General features: G+C 53.4%; 19 protein-coding genes and 1 tRNA gene. 8 read left to right on the top strand and 12 right to left on the bottom strand.

Annotation, left to right across the window (positions count from 1 at the left end):
- The first annotated feature begins 42 nt into the window (after positions 1-42).
- From IPM28_02820 to IPM28_02790, 7 genes are all read left to right on the top strand, one after another.
- Positions 43-1,611 (top strand): acyl-CoA carboxylase subunit beta, encoded by a 1,569-nt coding sequence (locus tag IPM28_02820; protein MBK9171925.1) that lies wholly within the window; start codon positions 43-45, stop codon positions 1,609-1,611.
- Positions 1,612-1,725: 114 nt separating this feature from the next.
- Positions 1,726-2,862 carry an alanine racemase gene (gene alr / locus IPM28_02815; GenBank protein ID MBK9171924.1) on the top strand — a complete coding sequence of 379 codons (1,137 nt, stop codon included), beginning with the start codon at positions 1,726-1,728 and terminating at the stop codon, positions 2,860-2,862.
- A gap of 67 nt (positions 2,863-2,929) precedes the next feature.
- Positions 2,930-3,790, top strand: coding sequence for a YihY/virulence factor BrkB family protein (locus tag IPM28_02810; protein ID MBK9171923.1), 861 nt, complete (start codon positions 2,930-2,932; stop codon positions 3,788-3,790).
- A 33-nt stretch (positions 3,791-3,823) separates the two neighbouring features.
- Positions 3,824-4,852 (top strand): SIS domain-containing protein, encoded by a 1,029-nt coding sequence (locus IPM28_02805; protein MBK9171922.1) that lies wholly within the window; start codon positions 3,824-3,826, stop codon positions 4,850-4,852.
- A 22-nt stretch (positions 4,853-4,874) separates the two neighbouring features.
- A complete protein-coding gene (locus IPM28_02800) occupies positions 4,875-6,173 on the top strand; it encodes an O-antigen ligase family protein (protein MBK9171921.1) in 1,299 nt (432 codons plus the stop codon).
- Positions 6,174-6,256: 83 nt separating this feature from the next.
- Positions 6,257-8,215 carry a M20/M25/M40 family metallo-hydrolase gene (locus tag IPM28_02795; GenBank protein ID MBK9171920.1) on the top strand — a complete coding sequence of 653 codons (1,959 nt, stop codon included), beginning with the start codon at positions 6,257-6,259 and terminating at the stop codon, positions 8,213-8,215.
- A complete protein-coding gene (locus tag IPM28_02790; GenBank protein MBK9171919.1) occupies positions 8,199-8,360 on the top strand; it encodes an FG-GAP repeat protein in 162 nt (53 codons plus the stop codon). The genes IPM28_02795 and IPM28_02790 overlap by 17 nt, the downstream gene beginning before the upstream one ends.
- Positions 8,361-8,453: 93 nt before the next feature.
- Here the strand turns inward: IPM28_02790 and IPM28_02785 are convergent, their stop codons facing one another.
- The 4 genes from IPM28_02785 to IPM28_02770 all read right to left on the bottom strand — a co-directional run bounded on the left by IPM28_02785 (position 8,454) and on the right by IPM28_02770 (position 13,002).
- Positions 8,454-9,770 (bottom strand): protein kinase, encoded by a 1,317-nt coding sequence (locus tag IPM28_02785; GenBank protein ID MBK9171918.1) that lies wholly within the window; start codon positions 9,768-9,770, stop codon positions 8,454-8,456.
- A gap of 8 nt (positions 9,771-9,778) precedes the next feature.
- Positions 9,779-10,306, bottom strand: coding sequence for a DUF4190 domain-containing protein (locus tag IPM28_02780; protein ID MBK9171917.1), 528 nt, complete (start codon positions 10,304-10,306; stop codon positions 9,779-9,781).
- Positions 10,307-10,315: 9 nt separating this feature from the next.
- Positions 10,316-11,254, bottom strand: coding sequence for a hypothetical protein (locus IPM28_02775; protein MBK9171916.1), 939 nt, complete (start codon positions 11,252-11,254; stop codon positions 10,316-10,318).
- 143 nt (positions 11,255-11,397) lie between these two features.
- Positions 11,398-13,002 (bottom strand): protein kinase, encoded by a 1,605-nt coding sequence (locus tag IPM28_02770; GenBank protein ID MBK9171915.1) that lies wholly within the window; start codon positions 13,000-13,002, stop codon positions 11,398-11,400.
- Between the two features lie 170 nt (positions 13,003-13,172).
- Between IPM28_02770 and IPM28_02765 the strand changes: the two genes are divergently transcribed.
- Positions 13,173-13,248, top strand: a tRNA-Lys gene (locus IPM28_02765).
- A gap of 76 nt (positions 13,249-13,324) precedes the next feature.
- On the opposite strand, the gene IPM28_02760 is transcribed toward IPM28_02765, so the two are convergent.
- From IPM28_02760 to metG, 8 genes are all read right to left on the bottom strand, one after another.
- Positions 13,325-14,878 carry a PrsW family intramembrane metalloprotease gene (locus IPM28_02760; protein ID MBK9171914.1) on the bottom strand — a complete coding sequence of 518 codons (1,554 nt, stop codon included), beginning with the start codon at positions 14,876-14,878 and terminating at the stop codon, positions 13,325-13,327.
- 78 nt (positions 14,879-14,956) lie between these two features.
- Positions 14,957-17,026 (bottom strand): hypothetical protein, encoded by a 2,070-nt coding sequence (locus tag IPM28_02755; GenBank protein MBK9171913.1) that lies wholly within the window; start codon positions 17,024-17,026, stop codon positions 14,957-14,959.
- Between the two features lie 101 nt (positions 17,027-17,127).
- Positions 17,128-17,772, bottom strand: a complete 645-nt coding sequence (locus IPM28_02750) for a hypothetical protein (protein MBK9171912.1) — start codon at positions 17,770-17,772, stop codon at positions 17,128-17,130.
- A gap of 70 nt (positions 17,773-17,842) precedes the next feature.
- Positions 17,843-18,862: a polyprenyl synthetase family protein gene (locus IPM28_02745; GenBank protein MBK9171911.1), complete on the bottom strand. Its 1,020-nt coding sequence runs from the start codon at positions 18,860-18,862 to the stop codon at positions 17,843-17,845.
- A 9-nt stretch (positions 18,863-18,871) separates the two neighbouring features.
- Positions 18,872-19,369: a YajQ family cyclic di-GMP-binding protein gene (locus tag IPM28_02740; protein ID MBK9171910.1), complete on the bottom strand. Its 498-nt coding sequence runs from the start codon at positions 19,367-19,369 to the stop codon at positions 18,872-18,874.
- A 64-nt stretch (positions 19,370-19,433) separates the two neighbouring features.
- Positions 19,434-20,225, bottom strand: coding sequence for a TatD family hydrolase (locus IPM28_02735; protein MBK9171909.1), 792 nt, complete (start codon positions 20,223-20,225; stop codon positions 19,434-19,436).
- A complete protein-coding gene (locus IPM28_02730) occupies positions 20,225-20,893 on the bottom strand; it encodes a hypothetical protein (protein MBK9171908.1) in 669 nt (222 codons plus the stop codon). The genes IPM28_02735 and IPM28_02730 overlap by 1 nt, the downstream gene beginning before the upstream one ends.
- Entirely contained in the window at positions 20,893-22,980 is a 2,088-nt protein-coding gene (metG, locus tag IPM28_02725) for a methionine--tRNA ligase (GenBank protein MBK9171907.1), read from the bottom strand. The genes IPM28_02730 and metG overlap by 1 nt, the downstream gene beginning before the upstream one ends.
- Between the last annotated feature and the right edge of the window lie 45 nt (positions 22,981-23,025).

Below are 23,025 nucleotides of genomic sequence, written 5' to 3'. Positions count from 1 at the left end.
TCGCTGAGCGGCTTGCAACAAAACTCGAAGACGATAAACTTAATGGATATGAAACCAGAGACGCGACCTATCTCAAAACTCGCTCAGCTCGAGGAACGAAGTAAGACCGCCGAACTCGGCGGCGGTAGCAAACGCCTTGAAAAACAAAGGTCTCAGGGCAAGATGACAGCACGCGAACGCCTGGATTTCTTCCTCGATGAAGGCAGTTTCGAAGAATTTGATAAGTTCGTCGAACATCGAACAAGGGATTTCGGCCTCGATGATCAACGATTTCCGGGCGACGGTGTGATCACCGGACATGGGCTCGTTGATGGCCGCGAGGTCTTTGTTTTTGCACAGGATTTCACCGTTTTCGGCGGCTCGCTATCTGAAACTCATGCCAAGAAGATCTGCAAGGTAATGGACCTTGCTATGAAGACGGGTGCTCCGGTGGTCGGGCTGAACGACTCGGGCGGAGCGCGAATCCAGGAAGGCGTCCTATCGTTGGGCGGCTACGCGGACATATTTCTACGCAATACGCTTGCGAGCGGCGTCGTGCCGCAGATCAGCTGCATCATGGGCCCGTGTGCCGGCGGAGCCGTCTATTCGCCCGCGATAACCGATTTCAATGTGATGGTCAAAGATACGTCCTATATGTTCATCACAGGGCCGGACGTGATCAAAACGGTGACTCATGAAGAAGTATCGAAGGACGATCTCGGCGGTGCCCTGACACATAATACAAGATCGGGCGTTGCGCATTTTGCAGCTGCATCGGATGAACATGCGTTGCAGATAACGCGTGAATTGCTCTCTTTCATACCGTCAAACAATATGGAGACTCCACCGTTCGTCCCGACCTTAGACCCATCGTCGCGGACCGACGAGAGCCTCAATACCGTCGTACCAGAATCATCGAACCAGCCATACGATATTCGCGAGATCGTCAGCAAGACCGTCGACGAAGGCTATTTCTTTGAGGTGCAGGAGCATTTTGCGCCGAACATAGTGATCGGATTTGCCCGGCTGGGTGGCAATTCGGTCGGAATAGTCGCCAATCAACCGGCATTTTTGGCAGGTGTTTTGGATATCGATGCATCGGTAAAAGCCGCCCGATTTGTCAGATTCTGCGATTGCTTTAACATCCCGCTGATCACGTTCGAGGACGTGCCCGGCTTCCTTCCTGGGATCAATCAGGAGCACTTCGGTATTATCCGGCACGGTGCGAAGCTCTTGTACGCATTTGCGGAGGCGACAGTGCCAAAGATCACGGTCATCACCAGAAAAGCGTACGGCGGTGCATATTGTGTAATGGCGTCGAAGCATATTCGGACCGATATAAACTTTGCCTATCCTACGGCCGAGATCGCTGTGATGGGAGCCGAGGGAGCGGTCGGGCTGCTCTATCGTAAGGAGATCAGCGATGCTTCTGACCCCGAGAACGTCCGCGCCGCAAAGATCGCGGAGTTTTCCGAAAAATTCGCAAACCCCTATGTCGCCGCGGAACACGGCTTTATCGATGAGGTCATCGTGCCGGCCGAGACAAGGCCGAAACTGATCAGGGCACTTTCGATGCTGAGGAACAAACGCGACACAAATCCTCCCAGAAAGCATGGAAACATACCGCTCTAGGATTTACTTTAAGGGTCGTGATCCGACATTTGATAGATCACATAAGGTTTTTCCCTAAATTCCCTGTGCTGTGATGTTTAGAGCACACATACTGATATTTTTCTTCGCTTTTGTATGTTCGAGCAAAAGGCTCATCGTCCGACGCATGCAACGATCGACCTAGAGAACCTAGGGTTTAACTTTAGGTCCGTCAAGCAATTCATTGGCGAAGCCGTCAAATTCATGGCCGTCGTCAAAGCGAATGCATACGGCCACGGCTCGGTCGAATGCGCCAGACGCCTTGAGGCAGAAGGAGCCGACTGGTTTGCCGTTGCGACCCTTGAAGAAGCGGTCGAGCTTCGAAATGCCGGAGTTCGAGCACCGATCCTTTGCTTGGGAGGGGTCTGGCCAGGGCAGGCGGAAGAGTTCATTGCCCTTTCAGTAACACCGACGCTTTTCAGCCTCGAAGCTGCCAAAGCGTTGAACTCAGCTGCCGGATCTGCCGGAATTGTCGCTGATGTTCATTTGAAGGTTGATACTGGGATGGGACGCGTCGGAGTCATGGCCGATGAACTCTCGGACTTTCTCGATCGGATCGCGAACCTCGAAAATATAAGGATCGATGGTTTAATGACTCATCTTGCCGCGGCCGATCTGCTTGATGAGAACGCATTTACCGAGGCTCAGATCGCGTCGCTCGATCGTTCACTTTCGATCCTGCGATCCAAGGGCCACGAGCCGACCTTCGTCGATGCTGCCAATTCGCCGGGTGCGATCGTTCATCCGAGTTCGAGATGTAACATGGTCCGGCTTGGCGGAGTTCTCTATGGCCTAGGTGATGACGTTCTCCCTAAAGCTGCGCCGAAACCTGAACTAAAAGCGGTCATGTCGTTGAAAACAAACGTCTCGCAGCTTAAATCGATCCCAACTGGTGGCAGCGTCGGATATGGCCGGACATTTGTCGCGTCACGCGAAACCTCGATCGCGACGATCCCGATCGGTTACCATGACGGCTATCGCCGTGCATTGTCCGGCAAGGCAAAGGCGATAGTCCGCGGGAGATTTGCGAACGTTATCGGACGTGTTTCGATGGACTGGTGTGTGCTCGATGTAACGGATATTTCCGACGTGCAGATAGGCGATGAGGTTGTCCTGATCGGTACGGCCGATGGCCTCACGATCAAGGCAGAGGATCTCGCAGTGATGGCGGACTCGATCTCGTATGAGATCACATGTGGCATCGGTTCACGAGTACCGAGAAACTACATTTAATGTGATATTGGACATAGGCAATAATGACCGTATTCACAATGCTTTGCAGTGATTTTCGTGAGATCACATGAAGGTTCATTTATCAAAGCTTTACTTGAAGCTGGTCGAATCGGACCTGATGGACCGAGCGGCTCAGGTGGCTTTCTATTTTTCCTTCGCATTGTTCCCTCTTCTCTTTTTTCTTGTTAGTCTTTTTGGACTGATTCTCGTGTCTACCGAAGCGCTTAAAGGCGAACTCTATGATTATCTTTACAGAATAATGCCGTCGAGTGCTTTCGAACTCGTCCGACGAACTGTAGACGAGATCGTCGCAAGCAGCAGTCCGGGAAAATTGACGCTTGGATTGGCAATTACGCTATGGTCTGCATCAGCGGGCATCGACAGTCTCAGAAGTGCGTTGAACTCGGTCTACGGACTCACCGAAACTCGTTCATGGTGGAAAACAAAGCTGCTTTCGCTTACGATCACGCTTATTTCGATAATCCTAATCGCCGCCGTTCTCTTGATAGTCTTTTACGGCTGGCAACTGGTACAGGCAACGCTTGCGACGGTCGGCCTCGAAGTCACTTCCCCGCTGGTCCTTGTCTCGATACAGTGGATCTCGATCTTTCTTGTGATGCTGCTGGCATGCGAGGTGATCTATAATTTGGTTCCGGATTTCAAGAGCTTTCGCTGGCTCTGGATCACGCCAGGATCGATCGTGGCGATCGCACTTTGGATCATATTTACCGGCGGATTTCGTCTTTATCTCGAATATTTTAATGCCTATAACCGCACTTACGGTTCCCTTGGTGCCGTGATAATCTTGATGCTTTGGTTATACCTGACGGCAGTTGCCGTGCTACTGGGCGGTTCGATAAATGCGGTTTATGCCGAAAACCTCGACGAGGCAGAAAGCCGTAATAGGGCGAACGCCGCCGATGCTTAAGTTTACAAACGCGGGGCTTATCAAAAATCGATTATGTCAATGATGTTGCAAGAGATCGCCGAGCAGCCGGCCGCACTCGAACGAACGATCGCCGCTGAGAACGCAAAGGTGACGGCTTTAGGGGACCGCATTCGTCAGAGCGACATCGATCTGATCGTGCTGGTTGCAAGAGGCAGTTCGGACAACGCTTCACTTTTCGGACGCTACCTGCTCGAGATCACCACCGGCCTGCCCGTTTCATTATCAGCCCCGTCGGTGTTTACGCTATACGGTGCAAAGCTCAGGCTCGACAGAGCATTGGTCGTCGGCGTCTCACAGTCGGGCGAGGGCACGGATATCAACTTCGTACTTGAGAGCGCCAAAGCTTCCGGTGCCCTGACCGTTGGGATCACGAACGAACCCGGATCGAGCATGTCGAAGATCGCTGACGAGACGCTGCTTATCCACGCGGGCCGCGAACGATCGGTCGCCGCAACCAAGACGTACACAGGGCAGATGCTCTTCTTTTATATGCTCGCGGCCGCTATCGGAGATCGGAGACTCGATTTTCATCGTATTCCCGAATTTGCAGAGCAGGCGCTAAAGCTCGCGCCCGCGGTAAAGGATGCCGTTCAGCGATACGCGTTCATGGAAAATTGCGTGGTTGTTGGCCGCGGCCTGAATTATGGGAATTCTTACGAACTCGCTCTGAAACTGATGGAAACCTGCTACGTAGTGGCCGAGCGGTTTTCGTCAGCAGATTTCTTTCATGGCCCGCTCGCGATCGTCGAACGGCGATTTCCGGTGATCCTATTCGGACCGACCGGCATGACCCAAAAGAGCAGCGTCGAGCTACTCGATCGACTTCAGGAACTTCACGCCGATTCGTTCTCGATAACCAACGATGCCGAGATCGCAAAACGTTCGACGAGATCGTTGATGATGCCGGGCGAGATAGACGAAATACTGTCGCCGATCCCGTTCATAATACCGGCTCAACTTTTCGCCGCATACCTTGCCGAAGAAAAGGGCTTGAACCCGGATGCTCCACGTTCACTGGCGAAGGTGACCCAGACCGTCTGAACATTAGCAACAAGATCACCGGATGACCGATGATAGCCAACCAAACGAAAGGTCAGATCGGCCTGTGAGCTTGATCGACCGTGCTTTCAGGCTCGCCTTTCTCGGATTGGTATTCTCGCTCGGCTTCATGCGACCTAATCTTCGGGTTTCGGGCCTCGTTGTTCAGGTCACCGACGTGCTTTTTCTTGCTGCGATCGTCATTTTTGTAATTTCTATCGCGACGCGTCTGCGTTCGTTTCGGTACGACCGCATCTTTCCGGTTTTTGGTGTCTACTTTCTCGCTCTTGCGTTTTCAGCGGCACTCTCAACCGAACCTCGTTTTAGTTTTGCGAAGCTTGCGGGCGAAGCGTATCTGATCTTGCTGGCTGTGATCTCATTCAATTTCGTTCGATCGCTCGACGACCTGAAGCGATCATCGCTTGTCTGGATAGCAGGAAGTTCGGTGGCTGCTGCAGCAGCCGTGCTCGGCGCGATAACATTCTACGTCGACCGCGACAACGCTCTCTTGGCGCAATTTCTGCATCATTATGGATCGCTGCCGCCGGGAAACTATCCTCGGGTACAGGGAACATTCATTTACCCGGCGATGCTCTGTAACTACCTGACGGTCGGCGTGCTGATCTTGCTCGCAGCTTGGCGATCCGGTTGGATCGGCGGAAAGGCCGTTGTCACTTCTCTTATTTTGCACATCATCGCGGCGATATTCACCGTGACACCGGGACTTGGCGGATTGCTATTTGCCGTCGCATTATGGGCCTCATATTTCTTGGTCGCCGATAAGCCCAGAACATATTCACGATCGCTGCGATTCGCCGGTGTCGCCGTGGCTGCGGCCGCGACGGCCGTAGCGTTGTTCACAACGCGAAACATCCCTACTTCGCCCTATCGTTTTGACTTTTTTGGAACTCGGATCGACCCGACCCAGCGACTACTGACCTGGCAAGGCGCGGCGGAGACATTTTTATCGAATCCGGTGTTCGGAAACGGACTCGGGCTCGGCGTCGCTAACGTCATTTTCCTTGCTCCTTCGGGACAATTGCAGCGATTGAACGACGCACATAACGTATTCCTGAATGTTGCCGGTCAATCGGGGGTATTTGCGGTTGCTGCTCTGCTCACGTTCACGGCTTGGTTAACGTATCGATCATTCTGGTTCGAGCGCCGATCAGACACGGTATCCGTATTTCGCATTTCGCTAGGAATCGCGTTCGTTTCGGCGTTTATTATTCAAGGGACGGTCGGTTCATTTGAGAATGCACGACACCTGTGGGTGCTAATGGGGATCACCCTTGCGGTGACTGCACAAATTGATGAACAGTAGCCGATTGCCTTGTTTATCGACATTCTGTATCCTAGTCAGTTATTTGATTTCCGCACATTATTCGTTATTTTCCGGAGGATCTAGTGAAAGTTTCAATTCGATTTTTGCTCGTCGGGGCATTTGCGTGCCTTATCGTAGGAGCTGCGGCCATTTATTTTGATCAGGGTAGGCAGGCTACGGCGGGCGCTCCGGATTATTGGATCACGATCGACTCCGCAGAGCTCGATCACCTGAGGAAGGACGCTGCGTCTTCGGATCTGGCGGTCAGGCTCGAACCGGTCGAGTCGCGCGAAGGCATCTCGATCATCAAGCTCGACGAACTTGGATCGCAGGCACTGAGCGGTTCTATGCATGCTGCATTTCACAAATGTGCCGGATTCATGCGTCACGAGAGTCTTGAGGCTGCACGCAGATCGATCGAAGCTTCACTGCGGGCAACTTCGGACCTTCAATTGGTCGATTACACGATCGATAATGAAGCTGCGGTCGTTCCGATGATCGCAGAAGCGGCAGAACCAAATGTCCGCCAGACGATCATCGACCTGTCGGCTCTGCCGAATCGTCGTCACAACCTACAGGGCGGCCTCGACGGCGCAAACATGATCCTCACTAAATGGCGAAATCTTGTTGTCGGACGGAGCGATATCTCTGTCACTCCGTACGGGCATTTTTCACCGACCAACCCTGACGTATTCTTGACTCAGCAGCCATCGATCGTGATGACGATACAGGGGACCGAGTTTCCGGACGAGATCGTTGTGCTCGGCGGCCATCAGGATTCGATCAATGGAAGCAATTCGACCGGTGCTGCGCCCGGGGCCGATGACGATGCTTCAGGCATAGCAAGTTTGACGGAAGCTATACGGGTCATTGTTGCGAAAGGATTTCGGCCGAAGCGGACGATCCAATTCATGGCATATGCGGCCGAAGAGGTCGGCCTTATCGGCTCGAACAATATTGCCCAGAACTACCGAGCTCAGAACAAAAACGTAATCGGCGTAATGCAGCTCGACATGACCAACTATTCCGGCAACTGGGCCGACATTGTCATGATCACGGACAACACCAATGCGGCTCAGAACCAGTTCATTCGGGACCTTGCTGCTGAATATCTTCCGACCCTCGTTGTGAAGGATGATGCCTGCGGATACGGATGCTCGGACCATAAGTCGTGGCACGACCAAAACTATCCGGCATCGATGCCCTTCGAAGCGAAATTCTCGAACACGGGTGCACCTCGGCAATACAACACCCTGATCCATACAACCAGCGACACGATCGCCCGCAGCAATAACAACGCTAACCATGCGGTCAAGTTTACAAAGCTTGCGTTATCGTTCGCCGGTGAGCTTGCAAAGGGTTCGATAGCACAGGCCGCTCCTGAGCCGACGAAATTCGATTTTGACGGCGACGGAAAGGCCGATGTCTCGGTCTTCCGGTCTAACGGCGGAGTCTGGCACACGAACAACTCGACCGCCGGATACTCAGCGATCCCATTTGGCCTTCCGACCGATCAGATCGTTCCGGCGGATTTTGACGGCGACGGAAAGACAGACGTTGCTGTTTATCGCGATGGTATCTGGCACTTGTTGAGATCGCAGGCCGGCTATACATCAGTCCTTTGGGGACTTGCAGGCGATATCCCGCAGCCGGAAGACTTTGATGGCGACGGGACCGCCGATATCGCGGTATTTCGTCCATCGAACGGTACTTGGTACATTCTACGGAGTTCGGGTGGTTCTTCGATCTACCAGTTTGGCCTGAACGGCGACCGTGCCGTAGCGTCCGATTTCGATGGTGATGGTGTTGCCGATGCGGCCGTTTATCGCGGCGGCATCTGGCACGTGCTTGGCTCGAACCAGGGCTATTACTCGCTGCAATTTGGCATCGCGACAGACACTGCCATGACAGGCGACTTCGATGGCGACGGCAAGGCCGACCCGACCGTTTTTCGCGGCGGTGTCTGGTACAGCCTGAGATCTGCCGGCGGCGTTTCGATCATTCAGTGGGGGGCTCGGCGCCGATGTGCCGGCTGCCGGTGATTTCGACGGTGACGGAAAGGCTGACATTGCAGTGTATCGCGGCGGTGTCTGGTACATCATCAATAGTTCGAATGGATCATACCGCATCGAACTGTTCGGCCTTCCGGATGACGAACCTGCCTCGGCAGCTTACATTCAACCGTAGCAGAAATCGAATTTTCAGTTCACAAAAAAAGAGCGGCAGCGTGTTATCGACTGCCGCTTTCTCTTTGGTCGGACGATATCCCTCAATTGGATCTCACGAGAATTCTGAGGCCGCACGAAGCAGTGCTTCACGCATTTCGCCTGCGGTCCTCCACCGTAGTTCGGTTTGTTTTGCAAGTGCGGTCTCGATCACTGCCGAGACCCTGAGCGGCACATCCGGGACACGATTCGCGATCGGGATTATCGGTTTCTCGAATATCGCCTTCACGGTTTCGGATATCCCTGCCTTCGGACTGATATCCAATGCATGCGCGCCCGTTAGGAGGCTGTAGGCGGTCATCCCGATACCGTAAATGTCTGAAGGAGGACGAACCTCTTTGAAGTCGCGAACCTGCTCGGGCGGCATATATGCGATTGTTCCCGCAACGTCCCCTACCATGGTAACGCCACTCATACCGGTCTGCTTGTAGCTTTTCGATAGGCCGAAATCGGTCAACTTAGCCACGTAATTCGGGAACGTACCGTCGACGAGGATATTCTGCTCCTTGATGTCGCGGTGAACAAATCCTTTCTGATGGGCGAAATCAAGAGCCGCAAGCGTCTGCTCGATTATCTTCACCACTTCCTTGAAATTGAGCTTGCCGCCGCGTTTCTTCGCAAGCTTCGAGGCGTCAAGGCCGCTGACGTACTCGGTGACAAGGTAAACGATGCCGTTGTGAGTTCCGTGTTCGATGTAACTAACGATATTGGGATGAATGAGTGACGACGCGACCTCGATCTCGCGGAGAAATCGCTTCAACGACTGTTCGCTGACCGCGACCTCGGGCAAGAGTGTCTTGATCGCTACGGCGCGGCCGTCTTTGACCGATCGGGCAAGCATCACGCTGCCCATTCCGCCCTGGCCCAACACCCGCATCATCTGATAGTTCGGTATCGGCTGCGGGTTCTTCTTAAGCTTTTCGCGGCATTCGTCGCAAACGTACGAGAGCTTTGCATCGGGACGCGAAGCCTCGGCCTTTGCGGGAGTCCCGCAATTGAGGCAAGCGATCGTGATCAATGATGGTTCGGTATTTTCGCTCGATCGCTGTCCCTGATAGACCGGAACCTGCGGGTCGGCCGCGACCTCGACCTCAAGAACTGTCTCACCGCCCTGAATGCGGTCACCATGTTTCAAATAAGCTGTCTCGACCCTGAGCCCGTTCACGAACGTTCCGTTGGTGGAGCCAAGGTCGCGAAGGAAACACTGCGGCGGAGCGATCTCAAGTAAGCAGTGATGCCGGGAGAAGAAACGGTCATGCGGCAAGCAGAACTGTGCATCCTCGCTTCGGCCTATCATGAAGGTGTCGTGCTGATCGAATGTGAAATCCCGCCCGGTCTGGGGTCCCGCAACGACGTGCAGAGTAACTCGCATCGAAAAGATTATAAAGAATTTGCGGTATTCACGCCAATTGACACGATGAGGATGACCATTGAGATGAGGAACGTAACAATTCCAAGGATCATACCGGCGATGGCAAGTCCGCGTCCGCCATATCGCGCGCTGTCATTATCAGCATTGCGCATTCCGAGAAATCCGACGATCGCCGCCGGCACGCCGAGCCATATGCCTCCATGACAACAGATCATTACGACCGCCCCTAGACCAAGAGCCAAAGCGATCGTCGGAAGCGTTTGATCCTGCGACATCGAATACTGCGGGAATCCGGTCGCCGGGTTGACATACGTAGGAGTCGGGCTCTGATACAGCACCGGCGGCGACGCCGTCGGCCAATTGGTCTGATCGGTGACACGCGACCGATCCATCATCACGGTCGGCGGCGGTTCGCTTTCGATGTAACCACCGGCGGCAGGCGGCTCAGAAAGGCGGGAGAGCAATTCCCCGTCATTAAGACAAAAATTGATGTCGGATTCAGTATAGGTCTGACCGCATTGCGGACAACGCTTCATTTGGATCACTTATCGACGTATTTCGAGGTTCTTAAACCCGATCCGTGCAGCATCGCCGGAATAGAGTCCGGCAACACCGCCCTGATAACCGTGAACATTTCTTATTGATGTCACGCTCTGACCATTTATACGAAGTTCGATCAGGTCGTTCTTATGATCGGCTTCGAGAATGTTCTCTTGTTTGCCGTCTTTTATCGCAGCCGAATTGGTCCAGTTGACCACGATGGTCTCTTTCTTCGGTTCGTGCCTGACAACGCGGTATTTCTTTCGCTGTGTATCGATAAGAAAAGCATATCCCTGAACGAGCGGTTTCGGGTTGCTGAGAAAGATCAGCCCGTAACCAAGCGATGAGGCCGAGTCATCCACGTTCCGGACAGTAACGCTGGTCTTCGCAGACTCGGTCTTATACTCAGCCGGAGCCACCAGAACATAGTAATAGCCCTTTTGACGAGCGGCCATCAGGAACTCGCCGCCCGTATATTCAGTTGTACCAAAACCCGAGGTTTCGCGAACCCATTCCGAAAGGTCGACCCTTTGAACATCGGTCCTGTCATCCGACTTTGGCGTCGTACCCGGCGTAGGCTCGGTCGTTGAAGAATTGGTGACCGAGTTGTTCGCCGGATCGGCATTCATCACAGCGATCACAAAAAAGCCCACGATCCCGCCGCCGCAGAGCAGTAAAACGATCCCAATGACGCCAACGATCCAAAGCCAGGATCTGGACGACGATCTTTGCGGTTGGATCGAATATTGCGGTGTCTGTCCCCAGCTTGTCTGGAGGCTCGGCTGCTGCATCGATCCCGGGTTCGGATTGGTCGCCATCGGGTGCGGGATCCTTACGGTCTCGGGTGCATCCGGCGCCGCAAATGTGAGGACACTTCCGTCTTCCAGGCAAAAATTCAGGCCGTCATCGGAATAGGTCTTTCTGCAGGTTGGACAAACTTTCATCGATTTCGATTCCTTCAACTACAAGATTCGCCAAAGCGACTTCGACATTATACGCATTTTACCTGATAAACGGTATTATCTTCAGTCGAGGAGGCAAGTGTTCATGCAAATTCGATGTGGTCGTTGGCGGGGGAAGGGCGCGATCAGTACATATTGCCGCCGCACCGGCCGCAAAATCGAATATTTGGCGGGTAAGAACCGCCGCATCGCCGGCAGATCCGCTCGGCTTGCTGCGGAACGTTGGAAAGAAAGCCGGTCGAAAGCGGCTGTGATGGTGGATTCGTGGTAACGATATTCAACCCGCATTTTCCGCAGAACTTCGAGTTTGCCGCAAGCATAGTCGAACATCGCGGACATGGAAATCCGCCGGCGTCTCCCGCGACGACCGGAGCGAACGCACGCCCACCGCACCGGCCGCAGAACTTCACGCCCTCGGCAAAACGCGATCCGCACTGAATACACGCGACGATGCCCGGAATAACACTCGAGTGAATGCCGCTGCTGTTGCTTCCCTGCGACGGCGAGGGTTGGCTTCCGGTACCGTGAAGAGCACGCAGCTGCGCCTGGATAACCTGCTCTTCGGCACCTGGCCGGATCTCGATCACGCGTTCATCGTCCTTTTCGCCCGGATGCGATACACGCAGGACATGCTGGCCGGCCGGAATATCGGACAACACGACGCGCCCTGAGCGGCCAATGCTACCCCGCCGCTCGTCATCGACATAAACCTCGGACCCCACCGGGGCAAGTACCACAAGCCGCGGCCCGCCGGCTTTTCGCGGCTCATCGGCATCGGCTGCCGCAATCTCGAGATCTTCTATCCACTCGGCGACCGTGCTGTGTCGTTCGGCGGCATTGATCGCCAATGAGCGCATGATCGCGCTTTCGACATCCGCCGGAAGATCGGTCCTCAGGGTCGACAAGGGCGCCGGCTTATGCATTATCTTTTGCATGACGAGCTGCATCATGTCCCCTGAGAACGGCGTCTTTCCGCCGAGCATCAGATACGCGATCGTGCTCAAGGCGTAAATGTCTGCACGCACATCGACGCCAACTTCGGGCTGCATCTGTTCTGGCGACATGAATTCCGGCGTGCCGATTATCCCGCGGGATGACGGTGTCGCATTCGAACTGAAGTCGGTGACCGTTTGATTGACGATCTTTGCCAAGCCGAAATCGCCGACCTTGACGAACCCATCGCCTTTCGTCTTCTGCATTATGAAGATGTTCGCCGGTTTGAGGTCGCGGTGGAGGATCCCGATCGAGTGCGCGGCTTCGACACCGTCGGCGATCTGACGCAGCAGCCCGACGGCACGTTTCACGGGTAATGTCCCTTCGCGACGAAGCAGCCGATGAAGGGTCTCACCTTCGACGTATTCCATCACAAGGTAGAAGACGCCATCGCGCGATTCGCCAAAATCTGTAACGCTGACGGTATTCGGGTGCTGGATCGAAGCGGCGGCCTGTGCTTCGCGTTCAAATCTCGCGATCGCTTCGCCTTCCTGCATGTCTTCGCTGTTGAGAATGTCCTGCCGGACGGTCTTGACCGCCACTTTTCGCGCAGCAAACTTGTTGTCGTTGGCGAGGTATACCTGACCCATGGCGCCCCGGCCAAGCCTCTTTACCAAAAGGTATCGATCGGCCAAGAGTTGTGTTCCGGGAAGCGATAGTTTGGTCGGCGTCTGGTCCTGAGGACAATTTGCGACCTCGTCCGGATAGCACTGCTCACATTTAGGGCATTCTTTCATAGCGGGCCGATGCAGAACCGATCCGGCATCAGACTTCTGATTCTAAATGAAAAATCCGAATTGTTGAAGAAACCGATCGACACTTGGGCGGCTGCGATCGCGCTCTCGGATTATAGGTGCACGGCCTGCTTTACAGTATCTCTTTGTGATTGCTATAATCTGTCCCGGTTGGGTCGATAGCTCAGTCGGTAGAGCAACGGACTCTTAATCCGTGGGTCGCAGGTTCGATCCCTGCTCGGCCTACCAAAAAATTCAGAACCACCGGAATTACCCGGTGGTTTTCGTTTTTTTTCGATCGAGTAAATAGAACGCCTTGACGCGGCTATACCTGATCTCGCCATTTCAAAACCTCTTCGCGAAGGATCGGGTTCTGTTGAAAACTGCCGGTCTGACCTTGGGCGGCGGTTGCACGCTGGATGTGCCAATAACTCAAACCGAGTTTTCCTATCGCCCGGAGGTAGCGCGAACGTGCCCTGAACTTCCCGCCAAACAAACCACCCAAAAGCCATCCTGTGCTCTTGAACGCCGAGGTTGCGGTGGTCGCATGCTCTTGCGGTATCAAACCGCGAGCAATATCGATCGCCAGCATTTCCTTCAATATCTTGTTCTGCCGCCACATTACGAAGAAAGAGAATCCGATGAAAATGAGGAAGAAAGGGATCTCGAGGATCAGATAGCCGACCAGGAAAGTTTCAAGTCCGCCAAAGACGGCCATCCCGTTCCATAGCGCATGGAGTGCGACCGCGCCGATGTAGCCGAGGATCGGCATGATGATCCGCACCAGAGTATTATGCGATTCTCTGGCAATGCCGCAGCCGATGCCGGTAAGGGCGGTGAACGTCACATGAGCGAACGGCGATAATATTCCTCGCATGAAGAAAATGATCACGAGTCCGGGTAAACCGCTTTGACCAAGAGCGCGGCCATAATAAAGTACGTTCTCAACCGTAGCAAATCCGAGGGCGATGACGCCGGCGAAAACTATCCCATCCAAAATGTCGTCAAAGTATCGGCGAAAGAATATCAGGAGTATCAATAGGCCAACGCCTTTCGAAGCCTCCTCGACCACCGGTGCCGAAATGACCGCGCCGATGACGTTGCCTAAGATCATACCCTCCTGACCGCCGATGCCGACCGCAACGCCAATGCCGACCCCTGTATTAACGATAAACGAAACTATAACGGCGACCAACGCTCCCCAGGCAAATGCAAGAGAAAGCAGCCAGAACGGTTCGGGGTCGTAACGGTCAAGCCATACCAGCGGCAGAAGATAGAACATCGCCGGAATGAACGCGACGACAGCGGCGATGACCGCAGGCACTATCCCCACGCTCAAGAACATCAGGCCAATGACGATCAGAGACAAAAAAACGATCGCAAAAATTGTAACCCCGATGCCTATATACTTGCCGGTCTTACTCGGTTCGGGCTTAGCCTCGATGTGGCCGAGCCCAATGTTCGACATCGAATTTTGAAATCTATCGGGCTGACTCTGAGCGATCTGTTGAAACTGCTCGATCTGCAGTTCCCGAAACTCGTCCTTCGGCATCGCGGCCCCGATCGGATCGACGCCTTCGATGCGAATACTGGCCGTCACGCCGTTTCGCCCGAACTGGACGGTGTCGCCGTTGTTGATCTTGGCGGTCTGTACCCTGCTTCCGTTGACCAGCGTGCCATTGGTGCTGTTGTTGTCGGTGATATAGAAGCCATCCTGCTTCGCCTCAATGAATGCATGTTGCTTCGAAGCGATTCGTTCACCGACCGGATCGAATCTGATACTGCAATTTTCACCTCTGCCCACTGTTAGGAAACCGCTCTCGAGTTCGTATACACGTCCGGAAAGCACTCCGCTGCTGATCGTCAGAAGTAATTTCATAAAGCCATAATAAAAACAAAAAGCCCAAAGTCAAGTTACTCACCTAACTTCAGGCATAATTAACTTTGTGCGGACGAACTACTCTGGTTGGACAGAAGTCGGCGACGGGACATCGCCCTGGTTGCCGTAGACCCGCGCGTTGAACGCGCCGTTCGAACTGTTGATCCGGTACCAGGCATTTGTACTTGGCCGGAAGACCGCTATGTCAGCCTTGCCGTCGCCGTCAAAATCCGACGGAATCGGAAGGTCCTCGCTGAGTCCGAACTGATAAGCCGAAAATTGCGATGTAGCTCCATTAAGGATGTACCAAACCCCGGTCGAAGGACGGAACACCGCAAATTCAGACCTGCCGTCGCCGTCGAAATCCGCGAAAAGCGGTTTGTCTCCATTCAACCCAAAGGCGGAGAATATCGGTAGAGTCGACGAACTCTGCATCACATACCAGACCCCGTTCGACGGCCGCCAAACAGCGAAATCTGCTTTGCCGTCGCCCTCAAAATCGCCGACGACGGGTTTGTCGCCGCTCAAGCCCCACTGAAGATATTTGATTCCCAGCGTGCTTTGAAATACGTACCAAACGCCATTCGACGGACGCCAAACGGCAATATCGGTCTTGCCATCAGCATCGTAATCGCCGGGAACCGGCACATCTCCCGATTGGCCAAACTGCGAAGCAAAAAAGCCTGACGAGCTTCCCGAGACGTACCATATACCCGACGACGGACGCCAGACGGCGATATCCGAACGGCCATCGCCGTCATAGTCGCCTGTCACTAATTGATCTTCGGCGAGCCCAAAATAAGCGGCCGTCGGATCGCCGTTCGAACTTGCTTCGATCTGCCAAAGGCCATTCGAAGGCGTGTAAACCGAAAGGTCGGTGCGCCCGTCGCCGTCAAAATCAGAGATAACGTTCTTCGCAGTATCCAAAGCCTTGGTAACATCGACCGTTATCAGACCGGCAGCAAGGTCGCCGACCAGCACTTTGCTTTCTCCGAGGAATGGAAATACGGCCCATGCTCCGTTGTATGTCGTCGGAAGAGCATTTTGCAGGCCATCGCGGCCGCACATCACGTCCCACGGGTCACCGGTCACATTCTCGTTCGATTCCTCCGGCGAGAATGCGGGCGTGTACGTATCAAATTGCCCGATCCGCGTCGGTTGAACCGGATTTGTGATGTCAAAGACCTGAAGCCCCGCCTGATACCAGGATATGTACAGCTTGTTTCCCATCACCACGGGGTTATGCGGCGTAACGGCATTGAGGCCGAGGTCGGTCATCGTCAGCCGGTTCACCAGCACCGGCACTGCGGGATTGCTCACGTCGTAGACCCGGAGGTCGCCCGGACTCGGGCCGTTACTATTCGTGACCTCGCGAGCGCTATACAAATAGTTGCCGTTTTCGCTTGTCCAACTGCTGTGCATGTTGTTCCCGTTCGTCACCGAAGCGTTCGGATCGGTGATCGTTCCGAGAAGAACCGGCGCCTGGGTAGCAAGGTTCGAGATATCAAAGATCTCGGTCTTTGCCCTGTTCGATCCGTTGCCCCAACCGGACGTATACATTTTGTTGCCGCGAATATGCATTGCGTGCACCCAGCTGACCTCGGTCGGGTTAAGGTCACGAACAAAGACCGGGCTTGCAGGATTTGTGACGTTTATGATCTTTATCAGTTTATTACTCGTAACGTTTGAATTTTCGATCAGGAAGATGGCTCCGTTCTGTTCGTGAACGAGCATTTCGTGGATCGAGTTATGCCCATTTCCGTTGGTCGAATTCACGATACCAAGAAGCTGCGGGTTTGATGGATTTGAAAGGTCAACGATATGAACACCGCCACTGTTTCCGCTTCCAAAGTATCCCCGATTGCCGACGACGATCGCTTCCAGAAACTGTTGATTTGCGCCCGGGTTGTACCACGATGATAAGACGGGAGCATCGGGATTGGAAACATTAAAGATGAACGCCCCGCGGCAATTAAAGCTCCCCATCACCGCGATATTGCCATCAGCATAAATGTCAGCAAACTTGAGGCTTGAGGACGAGCCACAGTTTGGCGTGATCTGTGATCGCAGACGAACCTTCTGAGCAGCGAGGTCGCCAGCGGCGATCAGTACGAATAGCGCGGCGAGCAAGAAGAGATGTTTTTTCATTTTGAGCAGCAAGAGGCCGGAAGCGATATCTGCCGGGCCAAACATATAAACGAGACCCTGAATATGGATTTCGCGAGACCGTCGAAAACTCTTTTCGCGGACTAGGACGCGACCTGCGATGCTTCACGCATTGCAAGATCGAACGTACCGGGGTCGACTTTACGAAATCTTCGGTTGCGGTTCAATGAAACAGCAACCGAGATCGTCGGATTGTTACCCTTGAACTCCATCCCGCCGGCGACCAGCAGATTGTAAAGTTCGTTAACATGCAGGGGCTTTCCGGCCTCTCGCAGCAGCAGCGTACAGGCCTGAGTTATTGTCCGATCGGAAAACCGATGGCTTATCGGTTCGATGTTGTTAGTACGCGACGGAACTCCGCGGGCCTGATTGATGTAGGCTACGGTGCCTTTGTTCGACTGCTGTTGTCGATTCGGTATGCGTTTCGAGACACGCGAGGGCCGAGTCTCCGGAACATTTTCGTAATCGTCCTCGAATCTGATCTCACGTCCGATACGGGACATTCGGCTTCCCGACCGCAGACTCACAAGCAGGCTGTCGATGGCCGACTCGGTCTGCGATGCACTATTCTCGAGAGCCTGAATCTCTTCGCGAAGACGTTCCCTTTCTTCTCGAAGCCGTTCGCTTTCCGATTCAACTTCACGCAGAAGCACCATTAAGCGATTCTGCGCATTACGGGTCTGCCGCAAACTTGTTTCAAGCGTTGCTATAAGATTTTCGTCTAACATGCTGGCAGATCAAAGTTTACGAGTTTGCAGATTTTTGGACCGAAAATATTAGGAATCCTGAAAAATGGGGCTACTTATTACGATCGATCACGTAATTCGGTATCGATTCCAAAGCAGTACGATACTCTGATTTGGGCAAAACTTCAAGGTTTTTTCTAGCCCGTTCAGCATATTCCACTGCGATCTCGCGGGTCTGACGTTGGATCCCGTTAGAAGCAAATAATGCGTCGAGCCGGTCTTTTGAACTTTCGGGATAAAAACCGGCCGCCATGATCTCTTCCAAAAGGTGTTTGATGCTCGGCTCGATCTCAGCCAGAAGGATCAAAGGCATTGTTATCTTGCCTTCGATCAGATCCGACCCCGCCTTTTTCCCGAGTGTCACGTCATCCGAGGTCAGATCGAGCAGATCGTCAGCCAACTGAAAAGCGATCCCAAGGTTCATCCCATATTCACGCAGCGCCTCTTGCTGATCTCTTGCTGCTTTCCCGATTATTGCTCCGATCTCGCAGCAGCCAGAAAAAAGATACGCGGTCTTGCGTCGCAGAATGTCGAAATAATCCTCGCGGGTGATGTCGACATTGCCGATCATTGTAAGTTGGATCAACTCACCCTCGGTCATTTTTCGCGTCAGTCGTGTCAGGATATCAAGGATCTCGAGCGAGCGTTCTCTTAGTGACGTCTCGAACGCCGACATATATAACCAGTCGCCCATCAGCACGGCCGCCTGATTGCCGAACTTTGCATTTACCGACGGACGATTTCGACGCAGGTCTGCGTTGTCGATTATGTCGTCGTGTACAAGGGTCGCCGTATGAAGCATCTCCATCACGGTCGCAAGACGAATCACGCTGTCCGATCCCGGAGTGCCGCCAATGCAGGAATGCGACAAGATCAACAATGCCGGACGAACACGTTTGCCGCCCGAAGATCGCAAATAGTCGCCGAGATAGTCGATCACCTGAATATTCGATCTCGCCTGGCGTTCAAACTCAGCCTCGACAAGAGCCATTTCGTTCTTGATCAGGCCGAATATTTTACGGGCCGCGTTGTCAGGAAGAAGCTCCTTTTTGGTGACCGCGAAGGTGTTCATAACTGGATGTTAGTTCGAGCGGTAGTTATCGAACTGCATGTCGATGCCAAAATCGTTCGCCTTAAGAGCCGCGATGATCTCCTGCAGCGTATCGCGATCCTTACCCGAAACACGCACGGTCTCGCCCTGGATCGACGCCTGGACCTTGAATTTTCCGTCTTTGATGAACTTCACCACCTCTTTCGCTTTATCGGTGGGGATTCCCTGTTGGATCTTGACGGTCTGGCGGACCGTGCCGCCGGCTGCGGGCTCGATCTTCTGATAATCCAGGGCCTTGAGCGAGATGCCGCGTTTTACGAGCTTGCTCTGCAAAATGTCGTTCATGTTCCGGAGTTTCGTTTCATCTTCGGCGGTCAGCAATAGATCTTTTTGCTGCAATTCGACTGCGGCCTTGCTTCCCTTGAAGTCAAACCTCTGGGAGATCTCTTTAGAAGTTTGGTTGATAGCATTGGTGACTTCGGCGTAGTCGGTTTTCGATACGATATCGAAGGAATTTTCTTTAGCCATAGTGGAGATTTTGCCACGAATCGGGCCGAATTACACGACCGCTGGGTCATTTTAAGTTTAGATACTAAATTGCGGGCAACTTTAGTCGAAAGAAGTCTAGAAAATTGCGTGTGGTCTTTTCTGCCAGTTCCTCGAACCCGACCCCGTAGAGATCAGACAGGAAACGAGCCGTCTGGACGACCATTGAAGGCTCATTTCGCTTACCCCGAAACGGGACCGGTGTGAGGAATGGGCAATCTGTTTCGACCAACAGCTTTTCAAGCGGAACGGCCATTGCGGCATTGCGTAGATCTTCGGCTTTCTTGAACGTGACGTTGCCGGCGAAAGAGATCAAGAACCCGATCGGCATCAGCGTTTCAGCCATCTCGGGCGTCCCGCCAAAGCAATGCATTATCCCGCGAAAACCATCCCACGAGCATTCCTCGGTCAGTATTTCAACGGTCTCGTCGTTTGCATCGCGGCTATGGATAATTATCGGCAGATCTAGCGCTTTTGCGGTGCGGATCTGACGACGAAATACCTCAAGCTGCACATCGCGAGGGCTGTGATCGTAATAGAAGTCGAGGCCGATCTCGCCCCATGCGATGACCTTTTCAGACTTTGAAAGTCCGATCAGGTGCTCTTCGGCTTTGTCGTCGTAGAGATTCGCGTCGTGTGGGTGAACGCCGACGCTCGCGAAGACGTTCTCATATCTCTCGGCAACGGCGACCGCACGCCGAAAATCGTCCGAATGCGGATCGCCCGTACCGACGTTCAGCATCGCGGCGACGCCCGCTTCCCTAGCACGCTGAACGACCTCGTCGCGGTCGCCATCAAACGCCTCGCCGTCAATATGGCAGTGGGAATCAACAAGCATTACTTTTTATCGAACGTAATGCTCCGAGCAATGTTTTCAAGTGCCAGTCGGTCAGCGTCGGCCGTATCTGCAAAAGTAAGGGAGTATGACAATGCGTAACCCTTCGTTACTGTTACATAATAGAGGATAATTACTTTTTGCTCGCCGACCGTCATTTCAAAATCGATCATTGCAAACTGGCGGCCTGTTATCATTGCGGTCCGAGTGTCTCTCGCGACCTTTAGGTTCGGGCTATTCACCAATAAGCTCTTTGTCGCTTCAGCGACCATCTTCGGCAAGACCTTCGGGCTTGGCTGCTTTTGAACCGCCAACATAAAGACGCAGTTTCCAATGCTTCCCATCGGTTTTCGGGTCAAATGAAAAAGCACGACCTCTTGTTTTATCGAGGATTCAAGCTCGTTGTTTGACCTCTGGTTGTCGCCCTTCAGAAAATCGGTCCCTATATCGAGAACAGCGGCTGTCGTCTCCTGGTCGACAACATGCCAGTCGGCCGGATATTTCAGCTCTAAACCGAAAAGGTCATTTCTGTACCTTCCGTCGGCGGCATGCCCCAATACTCCAGTTTTCGAATCGCCTTTCGCAGCCGGCTTCTGCGGTGCCTGAGCAGACACCAAGGTGTTCATCACCGTGAAAAGAGTGATGACAAGAATAAATCGGACAGATCTCATTATTTCAACCTCGCGCCAATCTTTACGTCCTCTAGAAATGTCGCGATCGCCGGCGTGTCCTCTTCTGTCAGCGATGCGGCACAGATCATACCCTGGGATTCGAGGCCTCGCATCATGCGGGGCTTGAGGTTCGCGACCACGACGACTTTGCGGCCGACCAGCTTTTCGGGTTCATAGTATTCGGCGAGCCCGGCGAGGATCTGCCGCGGCTGCTCTTCGCCGAGGTCGACCTCAAAACGCAAAAGTTTGTCAGCTTTCGGAACGCGTTCGGCAACGGTTATTTGACCGACACGAAGCTCGACCTTCAGAAAATCATCGATCGTAATGAAACTGTCATCAGGCTGCTCGGCTGCCCCCGGCCCAGTTACAGCCGGAGCCGGTTCAGAAAGCGTCTCTACCTCGGCCGATAATTCTGTTTTTTTCGATACCGTTTCGTTTATCTCATTCATAACTTTCGTTCTATCGATTCGCGGAAAGATGCCGACGATCTCACCTATTGAAGTTCCGGGTTCAAGGCTGCCCCAAACCAACGATGCCGGATCGAGCGATGAGACATCTGCCTGCAGCCCGAGCTGGCTGTATATATCCTCGGCCGAACGCGGCATTGCGGGATAGACCATTGTTGCGAGCCACCTGATGGTCTCGGCAGACCGATAAAGTACGGCATTCAATGTCTCGGCATTTTTCTCGTCCTTGGCCAATTCCCACGGCTTTGCGTCCGAGATCATTTTGTCGACCCGGGCGATGACCGCCCAAAGTGTCTCCAATGCAAGGCTGAATTCGTAATTGTCGAATCTGCGGATGAATTCGTCACGCGCGTGCTGAACGACAGAAACGATCTCCTGACCGTCGGGGTCGATGCCCGCCCGTCGAGCCATCAGATAGTTCGCTTCCGCAATTTTCCCGCTCGGAATGCGGCCCTCGCGGTATTTTTGGATCATCGAGACCGTCCGGCTAAGCAAATTTCCCAAACCGCTAGCGAGATCGGAATTTGCACGCTCGATCAGATTTTCATAGCCAAACTTGCCGTCCTGGCCGAAAACCATTTCGCGAAGGCAGAAATACCTCACCGCATCGACCTGAAAATGTTGATGCAGTACATCAACTTCGATCACATTGCCGAGTGTTTTACCCATCTTGCGGCCATCGGAATCGAGCCACATTCCGTGAGCATATACGGTTCTTGGCAGCGGCAGGCCGGCAGCTTTCAAAAACGAAAACCAATAGACCGTATGAAACCTGAGTATGTCCTTGCCGACCAGATGGATGGCATTCTGCCAGTATTTTTCAAATCCGACTGAGCCGTCACGGTCATTACCATATCCGATAGCAGTTATATAATTTGAAAGTGCGTCGAGCCAAACGTACATGACATGATCGTCATCACCCGGGACCGGCACGCCCCACGAAACCGACTTTCGTTCCCGGCTGATCGAGAGATCCTGCAAACCGCCTTTTATGAACGAAATAACCTCGTTACGGCGAGACTCTGGTTTAAGTATTTGAAGATCGCTTTCTATCGTTTCAAGCAAGAACTCGGCGTAATCCGACAATCGGAAAAAGTAACTCTCCTCAGACACACGATCAAGCGGCCTTTCGTGGATCGAACAAAACGGTACGTCCGAACCATCGGGAGTAAAATACTCGTCCTCAAGCTTGTATGCCGCACACGGGGCGCAGAACCAGCCTTCATAATGGCCTTTGTAGATCGTCTCGTTCCCTTTTGGCGTTTTGTTCCGGGCAATTTCCCGCCATAGGTGCTGGACACCCTGGTAATGAAAGGGTTCGGTCGTCCGCATGAAAATGTCGTAGCCGCCATTCGCCGGATCGAGGCCGAAATCGGAGAACATCCGCTTTAGCTCGTTTGAAATGAGATCGACCTGCTCCTTTGGGGTCTTGCCAGCTTTCTCGGCGGCCCGCTGGATATTGACGCCGTGTTCGTCCGTACCGGTCAGAAAAAAAACATCGAAACCCCGCTGTTGTTTATATCGATGAACCGCATCGGCCACGATCGTCGTGTAAAGATGGCCAAGATGCGGAAGGCTGTTGGCGTAATAGATCGGGGTTGTTATGTAAAACGTTGACATGCTCGAAAAAGAAAAAGTGTAGCGTGTTAGATCGATTTTATCCAC

It is taken from the genome of Chloracidobacterium sp. (assembly GCA_016716305.1).
Lineage (GTDB): Bacteria > Acidobacteriota > Blastocatellia > Pyrinomonadales > Pyrinomonadaceae > OLB17.
The sequence above is the reverse complement of the archived record's forward strand: the minus strand, read 5'-3'. Positions and strand labels throughout refer to the sequence as shown.

Coding starts and splice junctions, on each gene's coding strand:
- IPM28_02785 (MBK9171918.1), bottom strand. CDS start 9,770: ATGCGAGTTACTCTGCACGTCGTTGCGGGACCCCAGACCGGGCGGGAT.
- IPM28_02760 (MBK9171914.1), bottom strand. CDS start 14,878: ATGAAATTACTTCTGACGATCAGCAGCGGAGTGCTTTCCGGACGTGTA.
- IPM28_02740 (MBK9171910.1), bottom strand. CDS start 19,369: ATGGCTAAAGAAAATTCCTTCGATATCGTATCGAAAACCGACTACGCC.
- IPM28_02820 (MBK9171925.1), top strand. CDS start 43: ATGGATATGAAACCAGAGACGCGACCTATCTCAAAACTCGCTCAGCTC.
- IPM28_02735 (MBK9171909.1), bottom strand. CDS start 20,225: ATGCTTGTTGATTCCCACTGCCATATTGACGGCGAGGCGTTTGATGGC.
- alr (MBK9171924.1), top strand. CDS start 1,726: ATGTTCGAGCAAAAGGCTCATCGTCCGACGCATGCAACGATCGACCTA.
- IPM28_02750 (MBK9171912.1), bottom strand. CDS start 17,772: ATGTTAGACGAAAATCTTATAGCAACGCTTGAAACAAGTTTGCGGCAG.
- IPM28_02730 (MBK9171908.1), bottom strand. CDS start 20,893: ATGAGATCTGTCCGATTTATTCTTGTCATCACTCTTTTCACGGTGATG.
- IPM28_02770 (MBK9171915.1), bottom strand. CDS start 13,002: ATGAAAGAATGCCCTAAATGTGAGCAGTGCTATCCGGACGAGGTCGCA.
- IPM28_02810 (MBK9171923.1), top strand. CDS start 2,930: ATGAAGGTTCATTTATCAAAGCTTTACTTGAAGCTGGTCGAATCGGAC.
- IPM28_02775 (MBK9171916.1), bottom strand. CDS start 11,254: ATGAAAGTTTGTCCAACCTGCAGAAAGACCTATTCCGATGACGGCCTG.
- IPM28_02780 (MBK9171917.1), bottom strand. CDS start 10,306: ATGAAGCGTTGTCCGCAATGCGGTCAGACCTATACTGAATCCGACATC.
- IPM28_02745 (MBK9171911.1), bottom strand. CDS start 18,862: ATGAACACCTTCGCGGTCACCAAAAAGGAGCTTCTTCCTGACAACGCG.
- IPM28_02755 (MBK9171913.1), bottom strand. CDS start 17,026: ATGAAAAAACATCTCTTCTTGCTCGCCGCGCTATTCGTACTGATCGCC.
- metG (MBK9171907.1), bottom strand. CDS start 22,980: ATGTCAACGTTTTACATAACAACCCCGATCTATTACGCCAACAGCCTT.
- IPM28_02800 (MBK9171921.1), top strand. CDS start 4,875: ATGACCGATGATAGCCAACCAAACGAAAGGTCAGATCGGCCTGTGAGC.
- IPM28_02805 (MBK9171922.1), top strand. CDS start 3,824: ATGTCAATGATGTTGCAAGAGATCGCCGAGCAGCCGGCCGCACTCGAA.